Annotated in this window: 20 protein-coding genes and 1 pseudogene; 7 read left to right on the top strand and 14 right to left on the bottom strand. The window is 52.4% G+C overall.

The genetic code is table 11. The features are described from left to right. Positions 1-3 precede the first annotated feature (3 nt). Genes mngB through AC6I4B_RS08690 form a run of 4 tightly spaced genes read right to left on the bottom strand, consistent with a single transcriptional unit; the run spans position 4 to position 4,575 of the window. A complete protein-coding gene (gene mngB / locus AC6I4B_RS08705; protein WP_497771038.1) occupies positions 4-2,637 on the bottom strand; it encodes a mannosylglycerate hydrolase in 2,634 nt (877 codons plus the stop codon). Positions 2,638-2,667: 30 nt separating this feature from the next. Continuing rightward, the gene (locus tag AC6I4B_RS08700) at positions 2,668-3,774 is read right to left on the bottom strand and encodes a PTS fructose transporter subunit IIC (RefSeq protein ID WP_497771036.1); all 1,107 of its coding nucleotides are present in this window, start codon (positions 3,772-3,774) and stop codon (positions 2,668-2,670) included. Between the two features lie 13 nt (positions 3,775-3,787). Then, positions 3,788-4,111 carry a PTS fructose transporter subunit IIB gene (locus AC6I4B_RS08695; protein ID WP_497771035.1) on the bottom strand — a complete coding sequence of 108 codons (324 nt, stop codon included), beginning with the start codon at positions 4,109-4,111 and terminating at the stop codon, positions 3,788-3,790. Continuing rightward, on the bottom strand, positions 4,108-4,575 hold the full coding sequence (locus AC6I4B_RS08690; RefSeq protein WP_497771033.1) for a PTS sugar transporter subunit IIA: 468 nt from the start codon (positions 4,573-4,575) through the stop codon (positions 4,108-4,110). Before AC6I4B_RS08690 ends, AC6I4B_RS08695 begins: the two co-directional genes overlap by 4 nt. A 309-nt stretch (positions 4,576-4,884) precedes the next feature. Between AC6I4B_RS08690 and AC6I4B_RS08685 the strand changes: the two genes are divergently transcribed. Next, positions 4,885-5,307: a universal stress protein gene (locus AC6I4B_RS08685; protein ID WP_497771032.1), complete on the top strand. Its 423-nt coding sequence runs from the start codon at positions 4,885-4,887 to the stop codon at positions 5,305-5,307. Here AC6I4B_RS08685 and AC6I4B_RS08680 read toward each other — a convergent pair. Beyond that, positions 5,291-6,220, bottom strand: coding sequence for a LysR family transcriptional regulator (locus tag AC6I4B_RS08680; RefSeq protein WP_497771030.1), 930 nt, complete (start codon positions 6,218-6,220; stop codon positions 5,291-5,293). The two genes, AC6I4B_RS08685 and AC6I4B_RS08680, sit on opposite strands and share 17 nt — an antisense overlap. Positions 6,221-6,345: 125 nt before the next feature. Here AC6I4B_RS08680 and AC6I4B_RS08675 point away from each other — a divergent pair. Together AC6I4B_RS08675 and AC6I4B_RS08670 are read left to right on the top strand one after the other, a co-directional pair. Next, positions 6,346-8,140, top strand: a pseudogene (locus AC6I4B_RS08675) (adenine deaminase); the annotation flags it as partial. 17 nt (positions 8,141-8,157) lie between these two features. Then, on the top strand, positions 8,158-9,501 hold the full coding sequence (locus tag AC6I4B_RS08670) for an NCS2 family permease (protein ID WP_497771029.1): 1,344 nt from the start codon (positions 8,158-8,160) through the stop codon (positions 9,499-9,501). 177 nt (positions 9,502-9,678) lie between these two features. Here the strand turns inward: AC6I4B_RS08670 and AC6I4B_RS08665 are convergent, their stop codons facing one another. From AC6I4B_RS08665 to AC6I4B_RS08650, 4 genes are all read right to left on the bottom strand, one after another. Further along, complete coding sequence (locus tag AC6I4B_RS08665; protein ID WP_497771027.1) at positions 9,679-10,521, bottom strand: DUF7916 family protein; 843 nt, start codon at positions 10,519-10,521, stop codon at positions 9,679-9,681. Positions 10,522-10,684: 163 nt separating this feature from the next. Then, entirely contained in the window at positions 10,685-12,373 is a 1,689-nt protein-coding gene (locus AC6I4B_RS08660) for a PTS transporter subunit EIIC (RefSeq protein ID WP_497771026.1), read from the bottom strand. Between the two features lie 28 nt (positions 12,374-12,401). Continuing rightward, positions 12,402-12,710, bottom strand: a complete 309-nt coding sequence (locus AC6I4B_RS08655; RefSeq protein WP_497771024.1) for a PTS sugar transporter subunit IIB — start codon at positions 12,708-12,710, stop codon at positions 12,402-12,404. Then, entirely contained in the window at positions 12,707-14,047 is a 1,341-nt protein-coding gene (locus AC6I4B_RS08650; RefSeq protein ID WP_497771023.1) for a PTS sugar transporter subunit IIC, read from the bottom strand. Before AC6I4B_RS08650 ends, AC6I4B_RS08655 begins: the two co-directional genes overlap by 4 nt. A gap of 230 nt (positions 14,048-14,277) precedes the next feature. Between AC6I4B_RS08650 and AC6I4B_RS08645 the strand changes: the two genes are divergently transcribed. Further along, positions 14,278-15,006 (top strand): GntR family transcriptional regulator, encoded by a 729-nt coding sequence (locus AC6I4B_RS08645; protein WP_497771021.1) that lies wholly within the window; start codon positions 14,278-14,280, stop codon positions 15,004-15,006. Here AC6I4B_RS08645 and AC6I4B_RS08640 read toward each other — a convergent pair. Beyond that, positions 15,003-15,902 (bottom strand): LysR family transcriptional regulator, encoded by a 900-nt coding sequence (locus tag AC6I4B_RS08640; protein WP_497771020.1) that lies wholly within the window; start codon positions 15,900-15,902, stop codon positions 15,003-15,005. The genes AC6I4B_RS08645 and AC6I4B_RS08640 overlap by 4 nt on opposite strands. 155 nt (positions 15,903-16,057) lie before the next feature. Here AC6I4B_RS08640 and AC6I4B_RS08635 point away from each other — a divergent pair, with 155 nt between their 5' ends. Beyond that, positions 16,058-16,375 (top strand): RcnB family protein, encoded by a 318-nt coding sequence (locus AC6I4B_RS08635; RefSeq protein WP_497771018.1) that lies wholly within the window; start codon positions 16,058-16,060, stop codon positions 16,373-16,375. 159 nt (positions 16,376-16,534) lie between these two features. On the opposite strand, the gene apbC is transcribed toward AC6I4B_RS08635, so the two are convergent. Further along, positions 16,535-17,644: an iron-sulfur cluster carrier protein ApbC gene (apbC, locus tag AC6I4B_RS08630; protein WP_497771017.1), complete on the bottom strand. Its 1,110-nt coding sequence runs from the start codon at positions 17,642-17,644 to the stop codon at positions 16,535-16,537. 165 nt (positions 17,645-17,809) lie between these two features. Here apbC and metG point away from each other — a divergent pair, with 165 nt between their 5' ends. Both metG and AC6I4B_RS08620 read left to right on the top strand, forming a co-directional pair. Beyond that, positions 17,810-19,843, top strand: coding sequence for a methionine--tRNA ligase (gene metG / locus AC6I4B_RS08625; RefSeq protein ID WP_497771016.1), 2,034 nt, complete (start codon positions 17,810-17,812; stop codon positions 19,841-19,843). A 217-nt stretch (positions 19,844-20,060) separates the two neighbouring features. Beyond that, positions 20,061-20,519 (top strand): YehR family lipoprotein, encoded by a 459-nt coding sequence (locus AC6I4B_RS08620; RefSeq protein ID WP_497771014.1) that lies wholly within the window; start codon positions 20,061-20,063, stop codon positions 20,517-20,519. A 41-nt stretch (positions 20,520-20,560) separates the two neighbouring features. On the opposite strand, the gene AC6I4B_RS08615 is transcribed toward AC6I4B_RS08620, so the two are convergent. The 3 genes from AC6I4B_RS08615 to AC6I4B_RS08605 are packed head-to-tail and all read right to left on the bottom strand — an operon-like array spanning position 20,561 to position 23,487. Beyond that, positions 20,561-21,031, bottom strand: a complete 471-nt coding sequence (locus tag AC6I4B_RS08615; protein ID WP_497771013.1) for a YehS family protein — start codon at positions 21,029-21,031, stop codon at positions 20,561-20,563. A gap of 54 nt (positions 21,032-21,085) precedes the next feature. Then, on the bottom strand, positions 21,086-21,805 hold the full coding sequence (gene btsR / locus AC6I4B_RS08610; RefSeq protein WP_497771012.1) for a two-component system response regulator BtsR: 720 nt from the start codon (positions 21,803-21,805) through the stop codon (positions 21,086-21,088). Beyond that, positions 21,802-23,487 (bottom strand): LytS/YhcK type 5TM receptor domain-containing protein, encoded by a 1,686-nt coding sequence (locus AC6I4B_RS08605; protein ID WP_497771011.1) that lies wholly within the window; start codon positions 23,485-23,487, stop codon positions 21,802-21,804. Before AC6I4B_RS08605 ends, btsR begins: the two co-directional genes overlap by 4 nt. Between the last annotated feature and the right edge of the window lie 117 nt (positions 23,488-23,604).

Below are 23,604 nucleotides of genomic sequence, written 5' to 3'. Positions count from 1 at the left end.
CTCTCAGACGATATCTACGTACAGGGTCTGGATATCATTTGGCTTCAGATCCCGCCTTGGTGGCATTGGCGTCTTTTCATCCAGTTGCACACAGCGTGACCGTTCGATTTCAGGGATAGCCACGGTGGTGGTCAAATTAGGGTTATAAAAACGGCAAATCAGCCCGTTTTCCTGCTCGGCACATTTCACCACGCTCAATAGCGCATCCTCTGGGCCGGATGGGAATGCCAGCAGGCTGTATTCTTGCGGGTAATCGCGCGGTTCATCACTAAGGCAAAAACGCAGACGACCATTGAGAAAATCGCTACCCTGGTAGACAGGAAACGTCGTTAGCCAGGTTTTCGAAATACGCGCATTCTGTGCAGCGTCAAACGTCCCCTCATAAATACGCCAGCCAAAAGCAAACGAAAGTCTTCCCAATAGTTGAGCATCCGGCGTCGCCACCGCCGTTTCTCCCGAAGCCCTCCCCGGACGATAAAGTAGATCCGTTTTGCCCATGTAGCCAAACGAGCGAAACAGCGTCAAAGCCACCGTATTAAAACCATCGCCCACAATTTCGTACTCACGCACGCCATTGGTGTGCAATGTAAAACCGTGCCGCTGATCATGCAGATTGACGTAACTCTGCATCGGCTCAATCGAGATAGGTTTTTCTTGCCAATGTTCCGCCTGCCATACTTCCAGCGAATTCGTGAGCTGAACCGGGCGAGTCACCACGCCAAATAACTGATCGGCACAGGACACATTGGCTAAAATATCGGTCGCGAAATGGACGCATAAACGGTGGCTCAGCGCGGTGTTATCCACACCAACGTTGAAACGGATCAACGTATCTTGCTGCAAAACCACACTGACCGTTATCGGCATAACACCGTCGATAAGGCCCTGCGCCCGCGATGTTAAATCACGAGGCACTTTCATCTGATACGTCAAATGCAGCGTCTGATTCAGGTCATTCCACTCTCGGGATAACGCCGTCAGGCTACCTTCGGAGGTCACTATCAGGTCTTTACGTGGCGGCGAATAGTTATAGGAATCACCATCGTCACCGTTATCGACCAGCAGCATTTGGCGTTCATAACGTTTGCCGCTGGCTTTATGCGTGATAGTCAGCAGGCCATCTTCTTCGACATCAATACGATAGTGGGCGTTTTCGATAAACGAAGCGGTGTCAGTGTGAGTATGAGCGGCGCCATCCACGCCGAAATCAAGGTGCCAACGGGTATAGCCCAGTGCCGGTAGCGCACTGCTATTCACCGTAATCGTGCTGCGATACACCTTGTTCGGCCTGGCGTACGCTTTTCCTGGATTAAGACGGATGGTCTGGTTCAGCACATATTCTGTCAGTTCGACCTGTTCTTCAATGACATAAGGCACGGCATTGCCGAGTGCATCGCGCAGCGTGAAAGGCGTTCCCGGAAGCCAAGCCTCGAAGGTCATTTGGGGCGCGGTCACATGCGGCAGTGGGTTAAAAACCGAAAACGTATAATCGTGCTCGCGCGGTGTACGAATCGCAATCAGCCGGACGCTCTGTTCCAGCAAATGCGTGGCGAGCCCCCGCGCTTGCTGATAACGAAAGAAAATATCACGGTTAGTGTCGTCGCTGTTGCAGCCCCCGATACTGTCGTGCGCGGCATTAAAGAACATCAATTTCCAGATATCCGCAACCACATGCGCTGGGTAGTCATGCCCCAGACCACGGCTAATCGCCAGTACCGGCTCCAGCGTGTTGACCAGCAGCGCCTCAACCTCATTATTCAACTGCTTAAGATCGGCCCGACAAGAGAAAATCGTTTTGTGTATCCGTGAATGCTTACCTTCGGTCAACTCTCCGCGCAGCCTACTGACATCGCCAGCGGTTTCGTTTTCTACGGCCATGACAAATTCGGCAGGGTGACTAATCTGGTAGTGGCGATCGCGGTCGCAAGCGTTGAACTGGCGAACTAACTCCGGCAAATTCTCACGAATTGGCGCTTGATCAAAACCATGCGGGTACAGCAAGTTCACCCGAGAACTCCGCCCTTCAATACGCGCCATTTTGTCATTTAAAAATGCCGCCATAGTGTCCGGGGTTTCATCTAATAACCCGCCGTAATGGTATCCCCACGGCATCTGGACGGCGAAAACCTGGTCGCCATTATCGCCCTGCCAATAAAACTCGCTATCAAGGAGCGTATTATCTGCAATGCCGCGCCAAAACAGAGCATGTCGAATACCGAACTGCTGATAAATCTGCGGCATATTGCCGCCCTGACCAAAACAGTCCGGCACATAGCCCAACGCCATACTGCCACCGGCATCGTTGGCAATTTTCATACCGTACCACAGGTTGCGCACGACCGATTCCTGATGAATAACCAGTTGGTCGGTTTGGGTATACCACGGGCCAGTCAACAGGCGCTTCCCGGCGATTAAAGAATACAACGCATCTTTATCCTCGGGCGCCCACTGTAAATAGCTTTCAATTAATGCACTTTGCGCATCCAGCAGATAACAAGAAAAATCGAGGTTATTCTCCAACTGACGGATGACATTTTTTACATGGTGATACAAATAAATACGTGAACGTGACGATGTAAAATACCACTCTTGATCCCAGTGGGTATGGCTATATATATGCACGATTTTACTTTTCATTCGCTTATCCCCAATACCAGGCGTGGTAAATCAATCAAATTTAATTTCAATCTCTTCACTGGATGCTGACTTAGTGGATTGAGCATCCAACTCTTGGTCGTTGAAATTCACCAGTATATTGGCACCAAAGGCAATAACCGCCGTTCCTACCAACGCACCGAGGAAATAGGCCCACGGGTTACCGATAGTAAAGCCGCCATAAAGCCCACCCAGCGGAGGCATAATGGGATAGGCTTTCAATAATGCCACGGTCATAGAACCCAACGCGCCTGCCAGCACATTAAGGGGAATGAGTCGCGCAGGGTTGCGGAGCGTAAAAGGGATCGCCCCTTCAGAAATACCTAAAATCCCCATAATAACAGCACCGTTACCGGCTTCTTTCAGCGTCTGGTTAAAGTTTCCTGGGCGCAAAAAGCGCGCGGCGGCATAGCCTAACGGCGGAATAATAATCGCGACATTAATCAAAATGGCTGGCATGTATACGCCACTCAGGAACAGTACGTTTCCAGTGCCCCATGCGGCTTTATTCACTGGGCCACCTAAGTCAAAGCAAATCATGCCGCCCAACACTGCCGCCAGCACCACCGTACTGGTGCCGTCTTCCGTCATCTGCTGTACCCAACTCATCAGCGATGAATTAATCCAGCTCAGTACATCGCCCAGTAGCAGCAACATCACCAGAACCTGTAAGCCCACGGTAATGAACGGCAAAATAATCAATGGCACTGAGCTGGATGCTGAGCCGGTAATCCGAATTTTCTGCCCAACCCATTCAGAGGAATAGCCCGCCAGCAGGCCTCCCAATGCTGCGCCCAAAAAGCCAGAGCCGGTAATTGAAGCAATAAGCCCTGCGGTAAAACCGGCCGCCAGCCCTTTTTTCCCGGCGATGGAATAAGCGACATAGGCCCCCAGGACATAGTTCATCAGGCCAATAATTTTAAAACCGATATCCTGTGTCAAATACAGCCAATTCAGTAAACCATCGTTTTTCGCAAATATATCCAGATTCGGCTCACCGATTGCCAGGCCGATAATTTTGGCCACCGCAACCATCAGCGAACCCGCAATAATGACGGGCAAGGCAAAGGAAATCCCGGTCATTAAATGGTTTTTAATGTCTATCATTATCTTTTTCATGACATCACCACGGTTATTTATTTTGACGAGACTCAACGGCTGTGACGCATTTTGTGATCACTTCCGCTGCGTGACCAACACATTGGCCAATTTTCACCCGGATAATTATTTTCCCGGCAAATCGCTCCTCTTCTTCAATAGAGCGATCGGCGGCAATCAGCACAAAGTTCGCATCGGCAATTTCCTCGGCGGTAATCCGATTCATTATGCCCATCGCGCCTTGCTGTTCGATTTTCACCCAATGCCCCAGGCGTGCGCCCTCTTTTTCCAGCGACTTTGCTGCCATTGGCGTATGAGCCAAACCGGCAATACATGATGTAACACCTACAATATTCATATTTGTTCCCCAATCTCGATACGTGACTGCATAAAATGAAACAACTCATCTTCATCATCGGCGGTAAATAACCGTTCTCTGAACTCGTCATCAACTATCTGGCTTGCAAGGCTATTAATAATTTGTAAGTGCAAAAATTGAGCGCCGGTTTCAGGAACCAGTAATCCAAAAATAATTTGAATCGGCTGATCATCGAGGCTTTCCCACGTAATAGGCTGCTGCAAACGAATAAAGATCACTCCGGCGCGAGAGACATTGGCCGTTTTGGCATGTGGAATCGCAATCTGATTTTCAAAGCCGGTAGAGTACTGGTTTTCACGCTCCCACAGATCGGCTTCAATGATTTGTGCATTTTCGGCCCAACCTTGTGAAACGGCATGTGCAGCCAGAAAATGGAAAATGGCCTGTTTGTCTCTGAATGTCTGATTTAAAAAAATATTGTCCCGAGTAATAAGCATTAACATCCCTCTCCATCGACACATCCCCAGACTCTGCGGGAATATCACTTCAATTAGGTTGTTGACGATACTAAGTCTTATTCTGCCGTCCGACAGACAGACGTTTTCCGCCTGCAAGAGGAAATGAGTTCTATGCGAGAACGGAAATAGCGAGCAAGCTCAAAAAAATGCCCCTCATCGTGACCAAATTCACAGTTATTACCGCAAACAAAAACAGGAAAAAAAGTGAGATGTGTTAACGCCGTCGCGATTTGCTTTTCTACGCGCACAGAGACAATATTTGTACTCACATCCGCCGAATATAGAGGTGTTACGATGCCGGTTTATCACCATGCGTTGGTGCTTATAAATAGCAGTATTGATGGAATTCCGCTGCTCCAACATGCAGCGCGGATGGCGCAGGATAATGCGATGCAGATTACCCTCGCCCACGTCAGCACTGACTATCGGTCGCTCAACTACGTTTCCGATAGCTTGATGGACGACGATGTCTCGCAGGAGGTGATCCAGGCCAGAGCCTTGCTCAGCGAACTGGCGGCGACGGTTTCGCTACCCGTGCATACGTTGGTGCTGGTCACGACACGTCGTTTTGAGGATGTGGAAGCCTGCGTGCGCAGCAAAAATATCGACTTAATTATCGCCGGACACCATAACCGGCTGCTCGGCGTACTCTCGTCAAATTCGCTTGGTTACATCAACCATTTAACGGTCGATGTGCTGATTAAGCATCTGCCCTGACGCCACGCAGCTCATTTAACAGCAATGTGAAACAGGCTTCGATTAACGGCGGTAACGCTTGCGAGCCGCGCATTAGCGCCACGGTGCGGGTTAACGCCGGTTGTTGCAGCTGCGCCACCCGCAGCGTCGGGTCTTGTAAATGCGTGGTGTAAAGCTGCGGCAAAATACCGACAGCCAACCGCGAGCGCACCAACCCATACAGCGTTTCAATATAATCGACCTGATAGCGAACGTTCAGCGTCAGATGCTGGCTCTCAACCAGCGCGCCGACTAAGCGCTGAATATTGCCTTTGGAGAACATCGCGATATCACGCGCGGCTAGCTGTTTCCACGGCAAGTGCGGCGTTCCGGCAAGGGCATCATCAACGTGCAGCACCGCCACCAGCGGATCTTCACGCAGCGGGAACACCTGCAACGCCTCCGGCAACGAGCTGTCGATAGCCCCGATACCGAAATCAATCTGCCCGCTTTGTAAGTCGCTCGCTAACGCGTCATTAGTGCGGTCGTGAAATTCAACGCGCAAACGCGGAAATGCCTGCGCCAGTGCGTTGGGCAACAGCGGGAATAACAACGAGCTTACCGACGGAATCAGCCCAATCCGCACAGTGCCATCGCCTCCGGCTTCGACAATTTGCTGCATATCGTGAAACGCCAGTTGCGCAATGCTCAGCACCCGCTGGGCATGGGGTAAAATCGCCGCGCCCAGCTCAGTTAGCGTCACCGCCGAAGCGGTGCGGTTCACTAGTTTGCCGCCAATCACCGTTTCAATTTGGCGCAATGCGCTGCTCAGCGCGGGTTGGCTGATGGCCAGACGATTGGCGGTATCGGTAAAGTGACGCAACTGCGCCAACGTGACAAAATACTGCAATTGTTTAAGCGAGAGCGCAGGCAATCGCTGCCAGGGTTCCGTCATGGTGTGCTTCACTCGTGGCTATCACCCAAGATAAGCCGAAGTTATCAGGTGATAAGTTTATTCATCTGGGCAAACGTTTGCTCTGCCCCTAAAGTAGCGCTCATTATCCCTGTGCCGGAGTTGTTATGTCCAGCGATGCTGAAAACCGCCGCCGCGCCGTGCAGGCTGCGCGCGGTGAATCCCCGTTTGATCTTCTGATTACCGATGCCAATATCGTCGATATGGTGACGGGCGAAATCCGCGAAGCCGATGTCGGTATTGTGGGCGATATGATCGCCAGCGTGCACCCGCGCGGCAGCCGTGATGACGCCCTTGAGCGCCATTCCCTGCCCGATGTTTATCTCTCGCCGGGGTTGATGGACACCCACGTGCACCTCGAAAGCTCGCACTTGCCGCCAGAGCGCTACGCCGAAATTGTGCTGGCGCAAGGGACAACAGCCGTATTTTGGGATCCCCACGAGTTGGCCAACGTGCTCGGTGTGGCGGGCGTGCGTTACGCCGTTGAAGCCAGCCGCCACCTGCCGCTACAGGTGATGGTGGCAGCGCCATCCAGTGTGCCCTCCACCCCAGGGCTGGAAATGTCCGGGGCGGATTTTGCCGGTGCGGAGATGGAAACCATGCTCAGCTGGCCGGAAGTGCGTGGCGTCGCGGAAGTGATGGATATGCATGGCGTGCTGCACGCAAGCTGCCGGATGCAGGAAATCATGCAAGCCGGGCTGAACAGCGGCAAGCTGATTGAAGGCCACGCGCGCGGGCTGAGCGGAGCCGCTCTCCAGGCGTACCTTGCGGCGGGCGTAACCTCTGACCACGAGCTGACTTCCGCTGACGATGCGCTGGAAAAACTGCGCGCCGGTCTGACGCTGGAAATCCGTGGTTCGCACCCTTACCTGCTGGCGGATATCGTTAAGGCGCTGAAAACGCTGCCGCATCTCTCCTCACAAATCACCGTTTGCACCGACGATGTACCGCCGGACATGCTGCTGGAAAAAGGCGGCATTATCGCCCTGCTCAACCTGCTGATTGCACACGGCCTGCCAGCCACCGACGCCCTGCGCTTTGCCACGCTGAACGCTGCCATTCGCCTACAACGTCACGATCTGGGGCTGATTGCCGCAGGGCGACGGGCAGATCTTGTCGTGTTCCGCTCGCTGGAAAAACTCGAAGCCTGTGCCGTCTACGTTGCCGGAAAACAGATCGCCCGCGACGGCAAATTACTGCACCCGATTGCCGCCGCACAAGGGGTTACACCGCCGCGCGATACGCTACGCCTTTCCCCGCTCAGCGCCGATGATTTTATGCTGCGCGTGGGTAACATTCAGCATGGCACGGCGCGTCTGCGCCACATTCGCGGCGCTCGGTTCACTCAGTGGGGCGAAGTGGATGTGCAGATTCGTGATGGACACGTGCAGTTGCCTGACGGTTTCAGCCTGATTTGGGTGAAACACCGCCACGGTCGCCATGAAGCCAAACCGCAGATTGCGCTGCTGGAAGGCTGGGGCGAGCTGCGCGGCGCGATTGCCACCAGTTACTCGCATGACTCACATAACCTGGTTGTACTGGGACGTCGGGCGGAAGATATGGCAAAAGCGGCGAATCAATTGATTGCCTCTGGCGGCGGTATGGCGCTGGCGCAAAACGGTGACATTCTGGCCCATGTGGCGATGCCAATTGCCGGGATGCTCTCTGACCAACCAGCCGCAGAGCTGGCTGCTGCGTTCCGCCATCTGCGCGATCTGAGTGCTGAAGTCGCCGACTGGGAGCCGCCGTATCGCGTATTCAAAGCGATTGAGGGGACTTGCCTTGCCTGTAACGCTGGGCCGCATTTAACCGATTTAGGGCTGACCGATGGCACGACCCGCCAGATAGTTGACCCGGTACTGGATAGCCGGGAAATCCCGCAAACTACCTCACAACAATAATCATGGGAGCGCCACACAATGGCCGATAATACCCTTCAAGCGCCAACAACTGAGAGTTGGCTGGAGCGACGCTTTGCATTGCAAGCGCGCGGCAGTTCGTTACGCACCGAGTGCCTGGCCGGTGTCACCGGTTTTCTCGCCGCCGCCTATCTTTTGGTGGTGATCCCTGGCCTGCTGGCGGTGGGCGGAATGGATAAAGGCGCGGCAACGACCGGCACGATTTTGGTGTTTGTCGGCGCAACGCTGCTGATGGCTTTTTACGCCAACCTGCCGTTTATAGTCGGCCCCGGTATCGGCGGCTCGGTGCTGGTCGGCGTGACGCTTGCGGGCAGCGAAGGGATTGGCTGGCAGGTTGGTCTTGGCATTGCTTGTTGGTCTGGCATCTTATTCTTTTTATTGACTAAATTTGGCCTGCGCGAGGTGGTTACGCGCTCGGTTCCGCAATCGATTAAACTCGGGTTAACCGCATCCATTGGCCTGTTCGTGGCGGTGTTGGGTTTTCGTAACGCGGGGCTGGTGCTGGCTAATGCTAAAACGAACTCATTAATGCTGGGCGATTTCCTCGCGCCGGGGGCGTTGGTTGCGCTGTGCGGGCTGTTTCTGGCGATTGCGCTCCAGGCTCGTCGTATTCCAGGGGCGATTTTGTGGGCGATTCTGTTCGCCACGCTGGTGGGGATCCCGACTGGCGTCACCCGTTTACCCGCCAGCTTTATCGATATGCCGCATTCTCTGACGCCCGTGCTGGGGCAAGTTGATATGCTCGGCGCGCTGAATATCGCTTTTCTGCCATTCTTGTTTGTCTTTTTCGCTTCGGAGTTTTTCTCGACTATGGGCACGACGCTGGCAGTCGGGGGGGAAGCCGGTCTGCTGGATGAAGAAGGCAATATGCCGCACATCAACCGCCCGTTTATGGTGGATTCCATCGCCGCCGCGATCGGCCCGTGGCTGGGCATTCCTGCCGCTACCGCGCTGATTGAATCTTCTGCGGCGGCAGAAGCTGGCGGTAAAACCGGTCTGACGGCGCTGGCGGCGGCGATTATGTTCCTGCTGATGCTGCTGTTTACGCCGGTCGCGTTGATGATCCCGAAAGAGGCGACGGCTCCCGCGCTCATTCTGATTGGCCTGAACATGTTCAGCGGCCTGCGTAAGGTGGATTTAGCAAATTTCACCGACGGGTTGCCCGTATTGATGATGGTGATGATTACGCTGATTGCTAACAGCTTCGGCACAGGGATTGCCGGTGGATTGCTGTTTTACGTGGTGATTAAAACCATTGCCGGAAAATGGCGCGAAATCCCGATTGGGCTGTGGATCCTCGCCATCCCGCTGGTGTATTACTTTGCGACGCTGGTGAAACACTAAGCCGTGTGGCTGCCGGATGGCGCTTACGCTTATCCGGCCTACGGGGATTGGTGCAGGGTTTTGCCGGATGGCGCTACGCTTATCCGGCCTGCGGGCTGGTTTGTAGGCCTGATAAGGCGTAAGCCGCCATCAGGCATTATGTGCAAACAGCGGTGATATTGCCTACGGGGTTTATTTTTATCGGGCTTGTGATGCCGCCATTCTGACCCATGTATGACGCCGACCACGGATCGCCATCGATAGCGTGTAAACCGCCTGGGGGTCTGCCATTCCGGCGACTCCGGCATCGCCGAAATTGTAGATATCAGCACCGCAACGCTTACTGGCAAGAGCAATCTGGCGCACGGTGTGCTCGTCGGCGCCTTCCTGGCTGCTGCTGATTGTCGTAATCGCTAATCCGCCAGCCGCTTGCACCGCCGAGAGCGCCTGAGCCACGCGCGCTTCCGATGCCCCACGGCAGCTTGACGGCGCGGGAACGATAACCCCGTCCGCTCCGGCGACAACATAAGCCGCATACTCATCGGCGTCGGCTAAACCGGCTGCGTAAAATTTTGCCACCAGCACCAGTTTGTCGGTTTGTTGCCGCAATTTTACCAGCGCGTCCATCACCCGCTGGGGCGTCACACCGGGCCTGTCGTAGGCCGTCAGACAATAGAAGTCCGCATCAGCCACCTGAGTGACCCGGTTAGCGTCCCACGCACGGGCATTCTCCCCGCCATCCTCGGCTAAAACCTCAAAACTGACGCCGATTAATCGTCCGGTGAGTTGTTTGAAATGACGTAATCCTTCACACCCCTCAATCTGCTGGGTCTGGCAGTCCATCCCTTTGACCAGCAGCATATCCGCACCGAACGCACACAACAGTTCACCATTGGTCACTTCGCCGTACAACGCAGCCGCACTGGCCGCGACTTCCGCCATAATCACCCGCCCTTCCGATGCGCTAATCGCCTGTTTTAACGCGATTGCCGTCACCGGCTGATTAAAATCACTGGCGCGGCAGTTCAAAATTCGTTGCATAGATCGTCCTTAGGATAAAACTATCAATGATGGTAATAGCTGCTGGAAAGCCAGGCTGAGAATAGCCTTAATCGTCACGTTCATAGCGCCATAATGTTGTTCACGTTGAGCTGTTCCCAAAGCTAATAAACGCTGAGTGGATCATAAATAAACTCCTGTTAAATTATTTTGCGCCAGCTAATTGCATCGCGGCATCTTCAAGGGCGGATCTCCCATCCAGCTTGCTGAAATATTGTGAATGAATAGCGGCTACCGGGCAGGCAGAATGAATATCCGCCATAATGGCGTCTTTCATATACACAACCTGTGGCCCCAATAAAATCAGATCCGCCTTGTGATATTCCTCGCTAACACGCCCAATATTGACGGCGTATACCGAAAGCTCGCAGCCCTGGCTTTGGGCATAGTCACGCATTTTCTTTGCCATAATGGATGTTGACATCCCTTCATTGCAGGTCAGGATGATGGTTTTATTGCGCAGAATATCCAACCCATGCGTATTCGTTGCGCCGTTGTCTGCCGAGAGTGTATTCACCAGCGTTTGCACTTTGCTTTTTATCATCGTGCGTTCATAGGCCATTAAGAACGGCAAATAAATCATAACGCCTAATGCCAGCAGTATTATCTGGAGCAGCACATTACGGAAATCACCGCCAGAACCTAACCAGCCGGATAACAACGGTGGAACAGACCAGGGCACATAGGCCACGATTTTAGACACCATGCCAAACTGAGTAGCGAAATAAGCAATCACAAAATTTATTTGCGGGTAAATAATAAAGGGAATCATAATCAGTGGGTTATAAAGCACCGGAAAACCAAAAATAACCGGTTCATTGATATTAAATAACCCCGGAGCCAGCACCGTTCTACCGAGTTTTTGATGGCTGGATATTTTGCTGCGTAGAAACACCGCTATCAGCAGCGCCAGCGTACTGCCAGTACCGCCCATGTGGCCGTACAAATCACGAAACGGCAGCACAATAATATGCGGTGGCACATCGCCACGGGCAAACGCCGCCATATTTTCCTGCATCGCGACCAACAATGGCGGTTCAAGAATCGGGTTGATAATACCCGATGGGTGAATACCTAAAGAAAAGAGAAAGTTAGTTAATGTCGTCAGTACCAGAAAACCGGGTAGATTTGTCGTCAAATGGACTAACGGCGCCTGGATAATCACTTGAATAATGTCGTGAACTTCTTTGCCGGTTGTCACTTTCACCACAGCGGCAACCAGCGCAAATACCAGTACGACCAGCATAATCGAAAACATCGACTGAAAAGATTGTGCCACCATCGGCGGCACGTCGTCCCCCATACGGATTTGCAACCAACGGGTTTTCGCAATCAACAAAAACAGGTCAGTGGCAATAATGGCGGTAATAATCGCCATAAATACGCCGCCCGCATTGGTGAGGCTTAGCGAAATAACGCCGCTGACCTGTACCGGCTCACTGGCGTTGAGAGGAATAATCGACACCGCACCCGGCATTAACACCAAAAAGGCGGCTAGTGAAACCATCGCAGGAATCATCGGTGCGGCAAATTGTCGCTTACTGGCAATGCTCCATGAAATAAGCACCACCAGCATGAGCGCCAGAATGTTCATCGTACCGGTCAGGATGCGGTCGCCAACGCTGCGCATAGCGGTCAGTGTTTCCGCAGACAACCATTGCCCGACAACGCCTTTTGTATCAAGAAAAACGTAGTTCACCATAATGAACAGCCCCGCCAGCACGAGGAAGGGCACAGTAATAATAAAACTGTCACGGAGGCTGCGTAAATGTATCTCAGAGGCCATCTTCTGCGATACATAAGTAATTTTCTGCAATATTGTTTCGCCACTCATCCTAATATCCCTCCAGAACGGCGAGCATTTATTTTTCAATCAACGAGAGCGCATGTTCGAGTACCGCTTTTGCATTCGTTCTGCCAAAATCAATCGGGCTAATGGCAGCAACGGGCAAACTATTGCCAACACGCTGGCATATTGAATCGAGTAAATATTTAATTTGTGGGCCAACCATTATCACATCGACATCTTTATAATGGCCTTCCAGTGCCGATTCAGGCACGGCTCTGGCTTTAACATCAATGCCTTGCGCTTGGGCAATTTCGTTCATTTTGTTACACAGATATCCGGTTGACATGCCTTCATTACAGATCAGAAGAATATTTTTCATCATGACTCCTTATTGATTTCATGGCTCGCAGGATTAGCACCCTGCCCATTCAGTACTTTTTCATAGAGCATTAAGAAAGGCAGATAGATAAGTACACCCAGCACTAACAAAATGAATTGCAGAATAACGTTGCGATAATCACCACCGCTGGCTAAGTAACCTGAAATTAATGGCGGTACAGACCACGGAACAAACACGACAATTTTTGAGACCCATCCCCATGATGTTGTGTAATAGGCGATGACATACAGAATGGATGGGACAAAGGTAAACGGTATGATCAGGATCGGGTTAAAGATAATCGGGAAGCCGAAGATAACCGGCTCATTAATATTAAAGGCGGTAGTCGGTATCACCGTGCGCGAGAATGAACGCAGCTCTTTACGTTTGCAGCGGATAAAGGTGGCGATAATTAAGCATAGCGTCATCCCGGTTCCCCCCATACGCCCGTAAAGGTCGCTAAAAGGGCGCACAATAATATTTGGGATCTCGCGCCCTGCTGCCCAGGCATCCATATTTTGCTGCATGGCTACCAGCATCGGCGCTTCCAGCACCGCACCGGTGATACCGCCAGGATTAATCCCCAGAGAGAACACAAAATTATTAACCATATCAATCAGGATAAACGCCGATAAATTGGTCGCCAGGCCTAAAAGCGGAGCCTGAATAAGCCTATTGATAAGTTCATGGAGTTCCATGTTGACGAAGCGAACAATCCAATAAGACGCCAGCGCAAACACCAGAATGGTAATCATCACCGCAAAGAGCGTATTAAATGACTGGATAACCGCCGGTGGAACATTACCTTCAATACGAATTTGCAGACGGCGATTTTTACTGATGCGAATAAATAATTCTGTCGCTAATCCACCGCATACCAAAGCGACAAAAGTCCCACTGGTGCCCAACAGCGAATAAGGCGCAGCACCTTTGATCATGACCGCGCCAGCCGCACCTTCTGGCATAAATTCATTGACGACAGGCATGAGTACAAACAGGCAACTCATAACCACTAATGCCGCCATCAGAGGATTGGAAAACTGGCGGTTACGGGCAAGGTTGTAGCTAAACACGACCCCGATCAGTAACCCGAGGATGTTCATCGTACCGTTGACGACCTTGTTGCCCACGGTTTGCCATGAGGACAGCGTGGTATCAGCAAACAGCCCCGATAAAATCCCGCCGGGATTAATAACGATATTATTAATAAGTATCATTATTCCCGATAATACGAGGAAAGGTATTAACATAATAAATGCATCACGCATAGTGCGGAGATGTATTTGTGATGCCATCCATTGAGCGAGCGAAAGCGTTTTCTTCAAGATAAGGTCTTTCATGGTGAATCCCTGAATATGAAGTTAAACATTTATTCATTTAATTAATGTGAAATATTAATTAATGTTATTTATTTGCACCTCAAGAACACTGCCCGCTGAGAATGGGCGGTACAAAAACTCAAGTCAATATCTTTATTTTAAAAGTAGTCTACTTTTAAAATAAATGAGATCTGGATAGTAATTTAAGATGTAATATACCGTTGCAAGGATAAAGCAGAGGGAGCCGGACATTGCGAAGATATATTGAGATAGCAAATATAATAAGAGAAAGAATAATTGATAATATATATTTATCGGGAGAGAAGATCCCCTATGGTCATCAGCTATGCGCGGAGTTTAGCTGTAGCAAAATCACACTGAACAATGCGCTGGAAATTCTGGTGAATGAAGGGTTTATTACCCGCCAGCGGGGGTTAGGGACGGTCGTGAAAACGGCGACGCCGCGCTACGCCCATGCAGAAGGCAACCCCATCTCGCCGATCCTCGGCGTCAGCACCATTAACCACGCTCAGGGGCATAATGTCAGAAGCCATCTGTTGCTGTTTGAAATTGCCAACCCCTCGGCTGAAATTGCCGGAGTGCTGGCCATAACCGATGATCGTTTTTGCTGGCATTTTCGCCGTGTTCGCTACGTTGATGATCTGCCGCTCTCGATTGAAGATACCTGGCTGCCGGTGCATATGCTGCCAGAATTCACACGTCAGGATGCGTTGAGATCGATTTATCAGTACGTGGAAACGACGCTGCGGAAAATCCCCGCCAGCAGCCATACGCAGTTTTCATCGCTTCCCAGTGATGACGAGGCGCAAAATTGGCTTCAGTTGCAGCCCAATGAACCGGTGAGTGTGACACGCTCAGTGACTTATCTCAGCGATGGCCAACCGTTTGAGTTTTGCACCAGCCATTACCATTATCAGCGGTTTAATTACAACGCCGTAGCCCAGCGCAGCGGCACTTAAAACGGCAGCGTGGCGCACCGCGCTTTGACCGCTTCATACAATAACCGCACCGCCGTTGAAAGCTGTTTACGGTGCGGGCAAATCATATTCAGCGGTACGCGATCGCCTAAATAGTGCGGCAGCAGCACTTGCAAACGCCCTGCGCGCAGGTCGTCGCTGACGTCCAGCCCGGATTTAAACGCTACGCCTTCCCCGGCGACAGCCAGCCGCCGAATCACTTCTGCGTCGTCGCTGGTTATCGTGCCAGACACCTGCACGCTCTGCTCTACGCCGTCGAGGCTAAGCGACCAGCGGTCAAATGGCTTGCCGCGTAACACGTAGGTCAGCGCATTACATTTTTCGAGATCTGCCAGCATTTGTGGCTCACCGTGACGGGCAACCCACGCGGGCGAAGCGACCAGCACGCGGCGGTTTTCGGGCGCCACCGGCAACGAAATAAACGAAGCATTTTCGTTTTCGCCATAGCGGAAAGCGACGTCAACAGGGTCTTTGAAGACATCCGTACGATGATCGGAGAACAGGATACGCAGCCGCAACGCCGGATGGCGTTCCCGAAATTCACGAAACACATTGAGCAGCAGGTTACGCCCCAGATCCGACGGTACGGCGATTTGCAGCGTGCCACGGACTTCATCATCTGGGGTGTGTATCTTTTGCAACCCATGATGAAGGGTGTCGAGCATTTGCTGCGCAAAAGGCAGCCACGTTTCACCTTCTACCGTCAGGCGCAAGCTACGGGTCGAGCGGGCGAAAAGGCGGATATTTAATGCCGTTTCCAGCCGCTTGATAGCCGCGCTTACCTGCGCGGGAGGAATCCCTACCTCGCGTGCGGCATCGCTAAAGCTGCTCAACGCAGCGGCACGAACAAACAGCGATAAATCTTCCAGCCTGAACATGGTGGTTCCTTTAAGGAGGTTGCCAGAATAATCCTCAAAACAGCTTTTTTCGCCGTTTGCTTACATTTTTTATCCAAGCAGCGCTTGCCATTATAGCTGCGCATCAGGAATCATACGGGCTGCAATTTTATATCCAGGATGAATGTGGGGATAGTATGCGTAAAACAAAAATGATGCTTCTGGCCGTACTGTTGGCAACAGCAGGTGCAACATGGGCTGCGCCGGCAACCGGCATTAAGCAGTATGAATTGAAAGAGTTTATTGCCGACTTCACACGTTTCAACATCGGTGACAAAGCCCCTGCGCTGTACCTCACGCCGGAGTACACCATCAAGCAGTGGCAGTTGCGTAACCTGCCAGCACCGGATGCCGGAACCCACTGGACTTATATGGGTGGTAACTACGTTCTGATTAGCGATACCGACGGCAAGATCATTAAGGCTTACGACGGCGAAATTTTCTACCACCGTTAAATAATATCGTAGGCCAGATAAGCGGAGCGGTGCACGTTGCCGGATGGCGGCGTAAACGCCTTATCCGGCCTACAAAACCGTTGCATCGGTGACGCGCATTACACGTAGGCCGGATAAGCGTAAGCGCCATCCGGCGTGGTTGATACGCGTTGCAGAAGGTTACACGGCGCGGAACGCAATCTCGCCTGGGATCACTTCACCTTGCCAATAGAGCTGTGCGGCAACACGCCCTGCTAGCTGGCGATAAATCGCGGTAAATTCACTGTCAGGACGCGCCACCACGGTCGGCGTGCCTTTATCGAGATCTTCACGCAACGTGATATGCAACGGCATCTGCCCCAGCAGTTGGGTGTGGTATTTCTCTGCCAGCTTCTGCGCGCCACCGGTGCCAAAAATCGGCTCGTGGTGACCACAATGGCTACAGATATGCATACTCATATTTTCAACGATACCCAGCACTGGCACTTCGACTTTCTCGAACATCACCAGACCTTTTTTGGCATCGATCAACGCAATATCCTGCGGCGTTGTCACCACCACCGCCCCGGTCACCGGGATGTTTTGCGCCAGCGTAAGCTGAATGTCACCGGTTCCTGGCGGCATATCCAGCACCAGATAATCAAGATCCGGCCACAGCGTTTCTTGCAGCATCTGCATCAACGCTTTGCTGGCCATTGGGCCACGCCAAACCATCGCGTTGTCGTCAGTCACCAGATAACCGATGGAGTTGGTCGCCAGGCCGTGCGCCATAATCGGCGCCATGTGCGTACCGTCCGGCGACGTCGGACGTTGGTTCTCCGCCCCCAGCATGGTAGGGATAGACGGGCCGTAAATATCGGCATCCAGAATGCCCACTTTCGCCCCTTCCGCCGCCAGAGCCAGCGCCAGGTTTACCGCAGTCGAGGATTTCCCGACCCCGCCTTTACCGGAGCTAACGGCGATAATATTTTTAACACCGTTGATACCCGGCTGATTTTTCACCCGCTTCAGGGTGGCGATATTGTGCGACAGCTTCCAGTCGATGGCTTGCGCCCCGGTCACACGCAGCAGCTCAGCGCTACATTGCTCTTTTAATTCTTCAAAGGCGCTATGCCAGACGAACGGCATTTGCAGTTCGATATGCACGGTATCATCCAGCCAGGCGACATGGTGCAACGCTTTCAGCGTCGTTAAATTATGCTTCAGGGTTGGGTGCTGGAAGTTCGCCAGCGTTCCGGCCACCATCGCACGTAAACGCTCAGGGGATTTGGCCTGGGATTGTGAGTTCATCCCGACTCCTTTGTTGTTGTTCTAAAAAAGACATTGTAGTTTTCAAGTTTACCGCAGAGCCGACAATTATTCATTTGTGGATTAATGCCCTTATCGCTTGGCGCAGTAATTGCCATTTTGGTACTATCAAACCCCCTTTTTACAACAGAAGAAGTAAAAATCACTATGACTCAAGTCGCGAAGAAAATTCTGGTAACGTGCGCACTGCCGTACGCCAACGGCTCCATCCACCTCGGCCATATGCTGGAGCACATCCAGGCTGATGTCTGGGTCCGTTACCAGCGAATGCGCGGCCACCAGGTCAACTTCATCTGCGCGGACGACGCCCACGGCACGCCTATCATGCTGAAAGCTCAGCAGTCAGGCATTACGCCGGAGCAGATGATTACCGAGATGAGTCAGGAGCACCAGACTGATTTTGCCGGTTTCAACATCAGCTACGACAACTACCACTCGACGCACAGCGACGAGAACCGCGAGCTGTCCGAGCTGATTTACGGACGCCTGAAAGAGAACGGTTTTATTAAAAACCGCACCATTTCTCAGCTCTACGATCCAGAAAAAGGCATGTTCCTGCCAGACCGTTTCGTAAAAGGTACGTGTCCGAAATGTAAAGCCGCAGATCAGTACGGCGATAACTGCGAAGTATGTGGCGCAACGTATAGCCCAACCGAGCTTATCGAGCCGAAATCTGTGGTGTCTGGCGCTACGCCGGTGATGCGTGAGTCTGAACACTTCTTCTTCGACCTGCCATCGTTTAGCGAAATGCTGCAAGCGTGGACGCGCAGCGGCGCGCTGCAAGAGCAGGTTGCCAACAAAATGCAGGAATGGTTTGAGTCCGGCTTGCAGCAGTGGGATATCTCCCGCGATGCGCCGTATTTCGGCTTCGAAATTCCAAACGCGCCGGGCAAATACTTCTACGTATGGCTGGATGCGCCAATCGGCTACATGGGTTCGTTCAAGAATCTGTGCGACAAGCGCGGCGACACCACCAGCTTCGATGAATACTGGAAGAAAGACTCCGACGCCGAGCTGTATCACTTTATCGGTAAAGATATCGTCTATTTCCACAGCCTGTTCTGGCCAGCCATGCTGGAAGGCAGCGGTTTCCGCAAGCCAACCAACCTGTTTGTTCACGGCTATGTCACGGTGAACGGCGCGAAGATGTCGAAATCTCGCGGTACGTTCATCAAAGCAAGCACCTGGCTGAAGCACTTCGATGCCGACAGCCTGCGCTACTACTACACCGCCAAGCTCTCCTCCCGCATTGATGATATCGACCTGAACCTGGAAGATTTCATCCAGCGCGTGAATGCTGACATCGTGAACAAAGTGGTGAACCTCGCTTCCCGTAACGCCGGCTTTATCGCTAAGCGTTTCGATGGCGTGCTGTCTGCTGAACTGGCTGATCCGGCACTGTACAAAACCTTCACCGACGCGGCAGCCGCGATTGGCGAAGCGTGGGACAGCCGTGAATTCGGTAAAGCGATTCGTGAAATCATGGCGCTGGCAGATGTTGCCAACCGTTATGTTGACGAACAGGCTCCGTGGGTTGTGGCAAAACAGGAAGGCCGCGACGCCGACCTACAGGCTATCTGCACTATGGGTCTGAACATGTTCCGCGTGCTGATGACCTGGCTTAAGCCGGTGCTGCCACAGTTGACCGAGCGTGTTGAAGCGTTCCTCAATACCGAACTGAGCTGGGATGCTATCAATGAGCCGCTGCTCGGCCACAAAATCAACACCTTCAAAGCGCTGTACAACCGCATTGAGATGAAACAAGTCGAAGCGCTGGTTGAAGCCTCTAAAGAAGAAGTGAAAGCCACGGCTGCGCCGATTACCGGCCCGCTGGCGGATGACCCGATTCAGGAGACCATCACCTTTGATGATTTTGCTAAAATCGACCTGCGCGTAGCGCTGATTGAAAACGCGGAATTTGTTGAAGGTTCCGACAAGCTGCTGCGCCTCACGCTGGATATCGGCGGCGAGAAACGTAACGTGTTCTCCGGCATTCGCTCCGCGTACCCAGACCCGCAGCCGCTGATTGGCCGCCTGACGGTGATGGTTGCTAACCTGGCGCCGCGTAAAATGCGCTTTGGCATCTCTGAAGGGATGGTTATGGCTGCTGGCCCTGGCGGAAAAGACATCTTCCTGTTAAGCCCGGACGACGGTGCTAAACCTGGCCAACAGGTGAAATAACGTTCTGCCTCCCCTCTCGCGCATCGGTTGGCGAGAGGGGAATTATTGTAACTCGCCCGCTTTCATCACTTTTTTCTGCGCAATACGCCTATCCCGACAATTTACAACTCCATTTTCGGATTATTCACGCTATATGAAACTCCCTATGATCCCCTCCGTTCTGGGACATATTGCGTTCTTTTTTGAGGACGCCGGATATTCATAAAATGGGGTTTACATGAAAGTCTTAAATAAATTGTGGTCGGTCGCCATCGCGTCAATCCTGGTTCTCTCTCTGTCCGGGTGTGAAGACAAGATAGAAACCAAAGTCTTTACCACCAGTGAGGGCGGCGTTGATGTCACCTCTACCGTCACCTATAAAGGTGACAAAGTGCTGCGGCAGAAGTCGGTCAGTAAAATCTATTACTCAACTATCGGAGCCTCGACAAAACAAGATGCCGTGAGCATCATTGAGCCACTCAGAGAGATGTTCCGAAACGTTGCGGGTTTAGAAGAGTCAATAACATTTGGGGATAGCTACGCCGAAGAAATCGTTGACGTTGATCTGGAGAAAGCCGATCTCCACGCCCTGAAAAAATTGATGGGAGCAAAGATTTCGGGCGATCTCAGTAAAGGGGTCAGCATGAAGAAAACCCAGGAGCAGCTTGAATCCATGGGCTTTACAGAAGTGAAATAACCCTGCGGCGACCACCCGTCTGTGTGGTCGCCTGTTGTACATCAGGCTTTCTTCGCGTGCTCGCGAATCGCCAGGCCGCGCAGGAAGTAGCGCAGGAACTGGTCGCCGCATTCGCGGAAGTTTTTGTGCTCTGGCGCGCGCATCATTGCGGTGATTTCCGGCATCGAAATGCGGAACTGCTGCTGAGTCATGATCGCCAAAATGTCGTCGGTTTTGAGCGCAAACGCGATACGCAGTTTTTTCAGCATAATGTTGTTATTGATTCGACGCTCTACCGCCAACGCGGGAGCGGATTCATCGCGCCCGCGCTTTTCATAAATCAGGCCATTCAGGAAGCACGACAGCATAATGTCCGGGCAACGTACAAACCCCTCTTCATCCTCTTTACGCAGCCACGGAACCAACTGTTCTGCGGTGACTTCGGCTTCGCCCAGCGCGAAAATACGCACCAGATCGTTATTGTTCATTTTCAGGATGTAGCGGACGCTGCGTAAAATATCGTTACTGACCATAGTGCCTTCGGTGATGATGAAAAATGAAAAATGCGGGCGCTAAGTTTACACGATTTACAGCCCCAGCGCCTCTTTCAGGGTTTTTAAATAGCGTCGGCTCACCGGCACGGTTTGCCCGTTACGCAGCAGCAGCTCGGCCTGGCCGTTATCTTCAAGGCGAATCTCTTTCAGGTGCGCCATATTCACCAGGTGCTGGCGATGGCAGCGAATCAGCGGCGTTCGGCTTTCCAGCGTGCGTAGCGTCAGTTCGGTAAAGCCCTCTTTCCCCTCGCCGCTGGTGACAAATACGCCACTCATCCGGCTGCTGACAAACGCCACATCATCCATCTGTAACAGATAAATACGGCTATGCCCGGTGCAGGGAATAAACTTCAGCGCCTGTTGGTTTTCGCCCAGTACCGAGACATCTTGCACCGCGCGTTCCTGGCGCAAACGCAGCAGCGTCTTTTCCAGGCGCTTTTCTTCAATCGGTTTTAGCAGATAATCAAAGGCATGTTCTTCAAACGCTTTCACCGCATATTCATCAAACGCGGTGAGGAACACGATATACGGACGATGCTCCGGGTCGAGCATTCCCACCATCTCCAGCCCGCTAATGCGCGGCATTTGGATATCGAGAAACAACACGTCCGGGCGCAATTTATGCACTGCGCCAATCGCTTCTACCGCATTCGCACACTCGCCGACAATTTCCAGATCGTTCTGCGTCTGCAACAGCACGCGTAGGTTTTCGCGCGCCAGCGGCTCATCATCGACAATCAGCACTTTAATCATGCGTTCTCCTCCAGAGGTAAGCGCAGAGTGATACGGGTAAAATGGTCTGGTTCGCAGGCGACTGAAATGCCGCATTCGTCGCCAAAGCGCATCCTTAAGCGCTTATCCACCAGGCTCATTCCCAGGCCGTTGGCCTGAGCGTTGGGCTGATATAGCCCTGCGTTGTCTTCAATATCCAGCACCAGATGCTGCCCCTGTTGGCTGGCGCGTAGGGTAATTTCGCCCACCTCCAGCAACTGAGAAGTGCCGTGTTTAATGGCGTTCTCAACGATCGGTTGCAGGGTAAACGCCGGAAGCTGCTGGTGCGCCAGCGCTGGCGGGATATCCAAATGCACTTTTAGCCGCGACTGAAAACGCGCCTTCTCGATTTGCAAATAAGCATTCACATGCTCAATTTCATCCGCCAGGGTCACAATCTCCGACGGGCGTTTTAAGTTTTTGCGGAAAAATGTCGAGAGATATTGCACCAGTTGGCTGGCCTGTTCGCTGTCGCTGCGGATCACCGCTTTCAAGGTATTGAGCGCATTAAATAAAAAATGAGGGTTAACCTGAGCGTGCAGCAGTTTAATTTCCGACTGAGTCAACAGCGCTTTCTGGCGCTCGTACTGCCCGGCAAGAATCTGCGCCGACAGCAGTTGGGCAATCCCCTCGCCTAACGTGCGGTTGATTGAGCTGAATAGGCGATTTTTCGCCTCATACAATTTGATAGTGCCAATCACGCGCTGGTTTTCGCCCCGCAATGGGATAACCAGCGTCGAGCCAAGCTTGCAGTTAGGGTGAATAGAGCAGCGATACGGCACTTCGTTACCGTCGGCGTACACCACTTCGCCAGTCTCAATGGTCTTTTGCGTATAGCGCGACGAAATAGGTTTGCCGGGCAAATGGTGGTCTTCGCCAATGCCGGTAAAGGCCAGCAGTTTTTCGCGATCGGTAATCGCCACCGCGCCGATATCCAGCTCCTGAATCAATACCTGCGCCACCTTCATGCTGTTTTCTTCATTGAAGCCCTGGCGCAAAATGCCCTCGGTTGAGGCCGCAACCTTTAGCGCAGTGGCGGAAAACGCCGAGGTATACTTTTCAAACATCGCCCGTTTATCCAGCAAAATGCGCATAAACAGCGCCGCACCGACGGTGTTGGTGACCATCATCGGCGCGGCGATGCTTTGCACCAGATGCAGCGCGTCTTCAAACGGACGGGCAATCAGGAGAATAATCAGCATCTGTACCAGCTCGGCGACGAAGGTAATCGCTCCTGCCGTCCACGGGCTAAACACTTTGTCAGGCCGACCACGGCGAATCAGCAAGCTGTGCACCAAACCACCCAGCAGCCCTTCCACAATGGTAGAAATCATGCAGCTCAGCGCGGTCATACCGCCCATCGAATAGCGGTGCAGCCCGCCGGTTAGCCCCACCAGCCCACCCACTACCGGGCCACCCAGCAGGCCGCCCATCACCGCGCCAATAGCACGAGTGTTGGCGATAGAATCTTCGATATGAAGGCCGAAGTAAGTACCGAGAATACAAAAAATAGAGAACGTGACGTAGCACAGCAGCTTGTGCGGCAGGCGCACGGTGACTTGCATCAGGGGAATGAACAGTCGTGTTTTGCTCATTAACCAGGCGATAACCAGGAAAACGCACATCTGCTGAAGCAGCAGCAACACCAGATTAAACTCGTACATACCCAAACACCACGGTAGAAATAAAACTGCGTAACATACACATAGTTGGCATAACTTTCTTTGAAACCTGGCAGAAAAAGTGCAAAGAATGCGACTGATCACATTTTATCCATTCAA

It is taken from the genome of Kluyvera fluvialis (assembly GCF_059725275.1).
The sequence above is the reverse complement of the archived record's forward strand: the minus strand, read 5'-3'. Positions and strand labels throughout refer to the sequence as shown.

What these genes read in the sequence shown, in the direction of transcription:
- mngB (WP_497771038.1), bottom strand. Translation starts at nt 2,637, where the DNA reads ATGAAAAGTAAAATCGTGCATATATATAGCCATACCCACTGGGATCAA.
- AC6I4B_RS08700 (WP_497771036.1), bottom strand. Translation starts at nt 3,774, where the DNA reads ATGAAAAAGATAATGATAGACATTAAAAACCATTTAATGACCGGGATT.
- AC6I4B_RS08695 (WP_497771035.1), bottom strand. Translation starts at nt 4,111, where the DNA reads ATGAATATTGTAGGTGTTACATCATGTATTGCCGGTTTGGCTCATACG.
- AC6I4B_RS08690 (WP_497771033.1), bottom strand. Translation starts at nt 4,575, where the DNA reads ATGTTAATGCTTATTACTCGGGACAATATTTTTTTAAATCAGACATTC.
- AC6I4B_RS08685 (WP_497771032.1), top strand. Translation starts at nt 4,885, where the DNA reads ATGCCGGTTTATCACCATGCGTTGGTGCTTATAAATAGCAGTATTGAT.
- AC6I4B_RS08680 (WP_497771030.1), bottom strand. Translation starts at nt 6,220, where the DNA reads ATGACGGAACCCTGGCAGCGATTGCCTGCGCTCTCGCTTAAACAATTG.
- AC6I4B_RS08670 (WP_497771029.1), top strand. Translation starts at nt 8,158, where the DNA reads ATGGCCGATAATACCCTTCAAGCGCCAACAACTGAGAGTTGGCTGGAG.
- AC6I4B_RS08665 (WP_497771027.1), bottom strand. Translation starts at nt 10,521, where the DNA reads ATGCAACGAATTTTGAACTGCCGCGCCAGTGATTTTAATCAGCCGGTG.
- AC6I4B_RS08660 (WP_497771026.1), bottom strand. Translation starts at nt 12,373, where the DNA reads ATGAGTGGCGAAACAATATTGCAGAAAATTACTTATGTATCGCAGAAG.
- AC6I4B_RS08655 (WP_497771024.1), bottom strand. Translation starts at nt 12,710, where the DNA reads ATGATGAAAAATATTCTTCTGATCTGTAATGAAGGCATGTCAACCGGA.
- AC6I4B_RS08650 (WP_497771023.1), bottom strand. Translation starts at nt 14,047, where the DNA reads ATGAAAGACCTTATCTTGAAGAAAACGCTTTCGCTCGCTCAATGGATG.
- AC6I4B_RS08640 (WP_497771020.1), bottom strand. Translation starts at nt 15,902, where the DNA reads ATGTTCAGGCTGGAAGATTTATCGCTGTTTGTTCGTGCCGCTGCGTTG.
- AC6I4B_RS08635 (WP_497771018.1), top strand. Translation starts at nt 16,058, where the DNA reads ATGCGTAAAACAAAAATGATGCTTCTGGCCGTACTGTTGGCAACAGCA.
- apbC (WP_497771017.1), bottom strand. Translation starts at nt 17,644, where the DNA reads ATGAACTCACAATCCCAGGCCAAATCCCCTGAGCGTTTACGTGCGATG.
- metG (WP_497771016.1), top strand. Translation starts at nt 17,810, where the DNA reads ATGACTCAAGTCGCGAAGAAAATTCTGGTAACGTGCGCACTGCCGTAC.
- AC6I4B_RS08620 (WP_497771014.1), top strand. Translation starts at nt 20,061, where the DNA reads ATGAAAGTCTTAAATAAATTGTGGTCGGTCGCCATCGCGTCAATCCTG.
- AC6I4B_RS08615 (WP_497771013.1), bottom strand. Translation starts at nt 21,031, where the DNA reads ATGGTCAGTAACGATATTTTACGCAGCGTCCGCTACATCCTGAAAATG.
- btsR (WP_497771012.1), bottom strand. Translation starts at nt 21,805, where the DNA reads ATGATTAAAGTGCTGATTGTCGATGATGAGCCGCTGGCGCGCGAAAAC.
- AC6I4B_RS08605 (WP_497771011.1), bottom strand. Translation starts at nt 23,487, where the DNA reads ATGTACGAGTTTAATCTGGTGTTGCTGCTGCTTCAGCAGATGTGCGTT.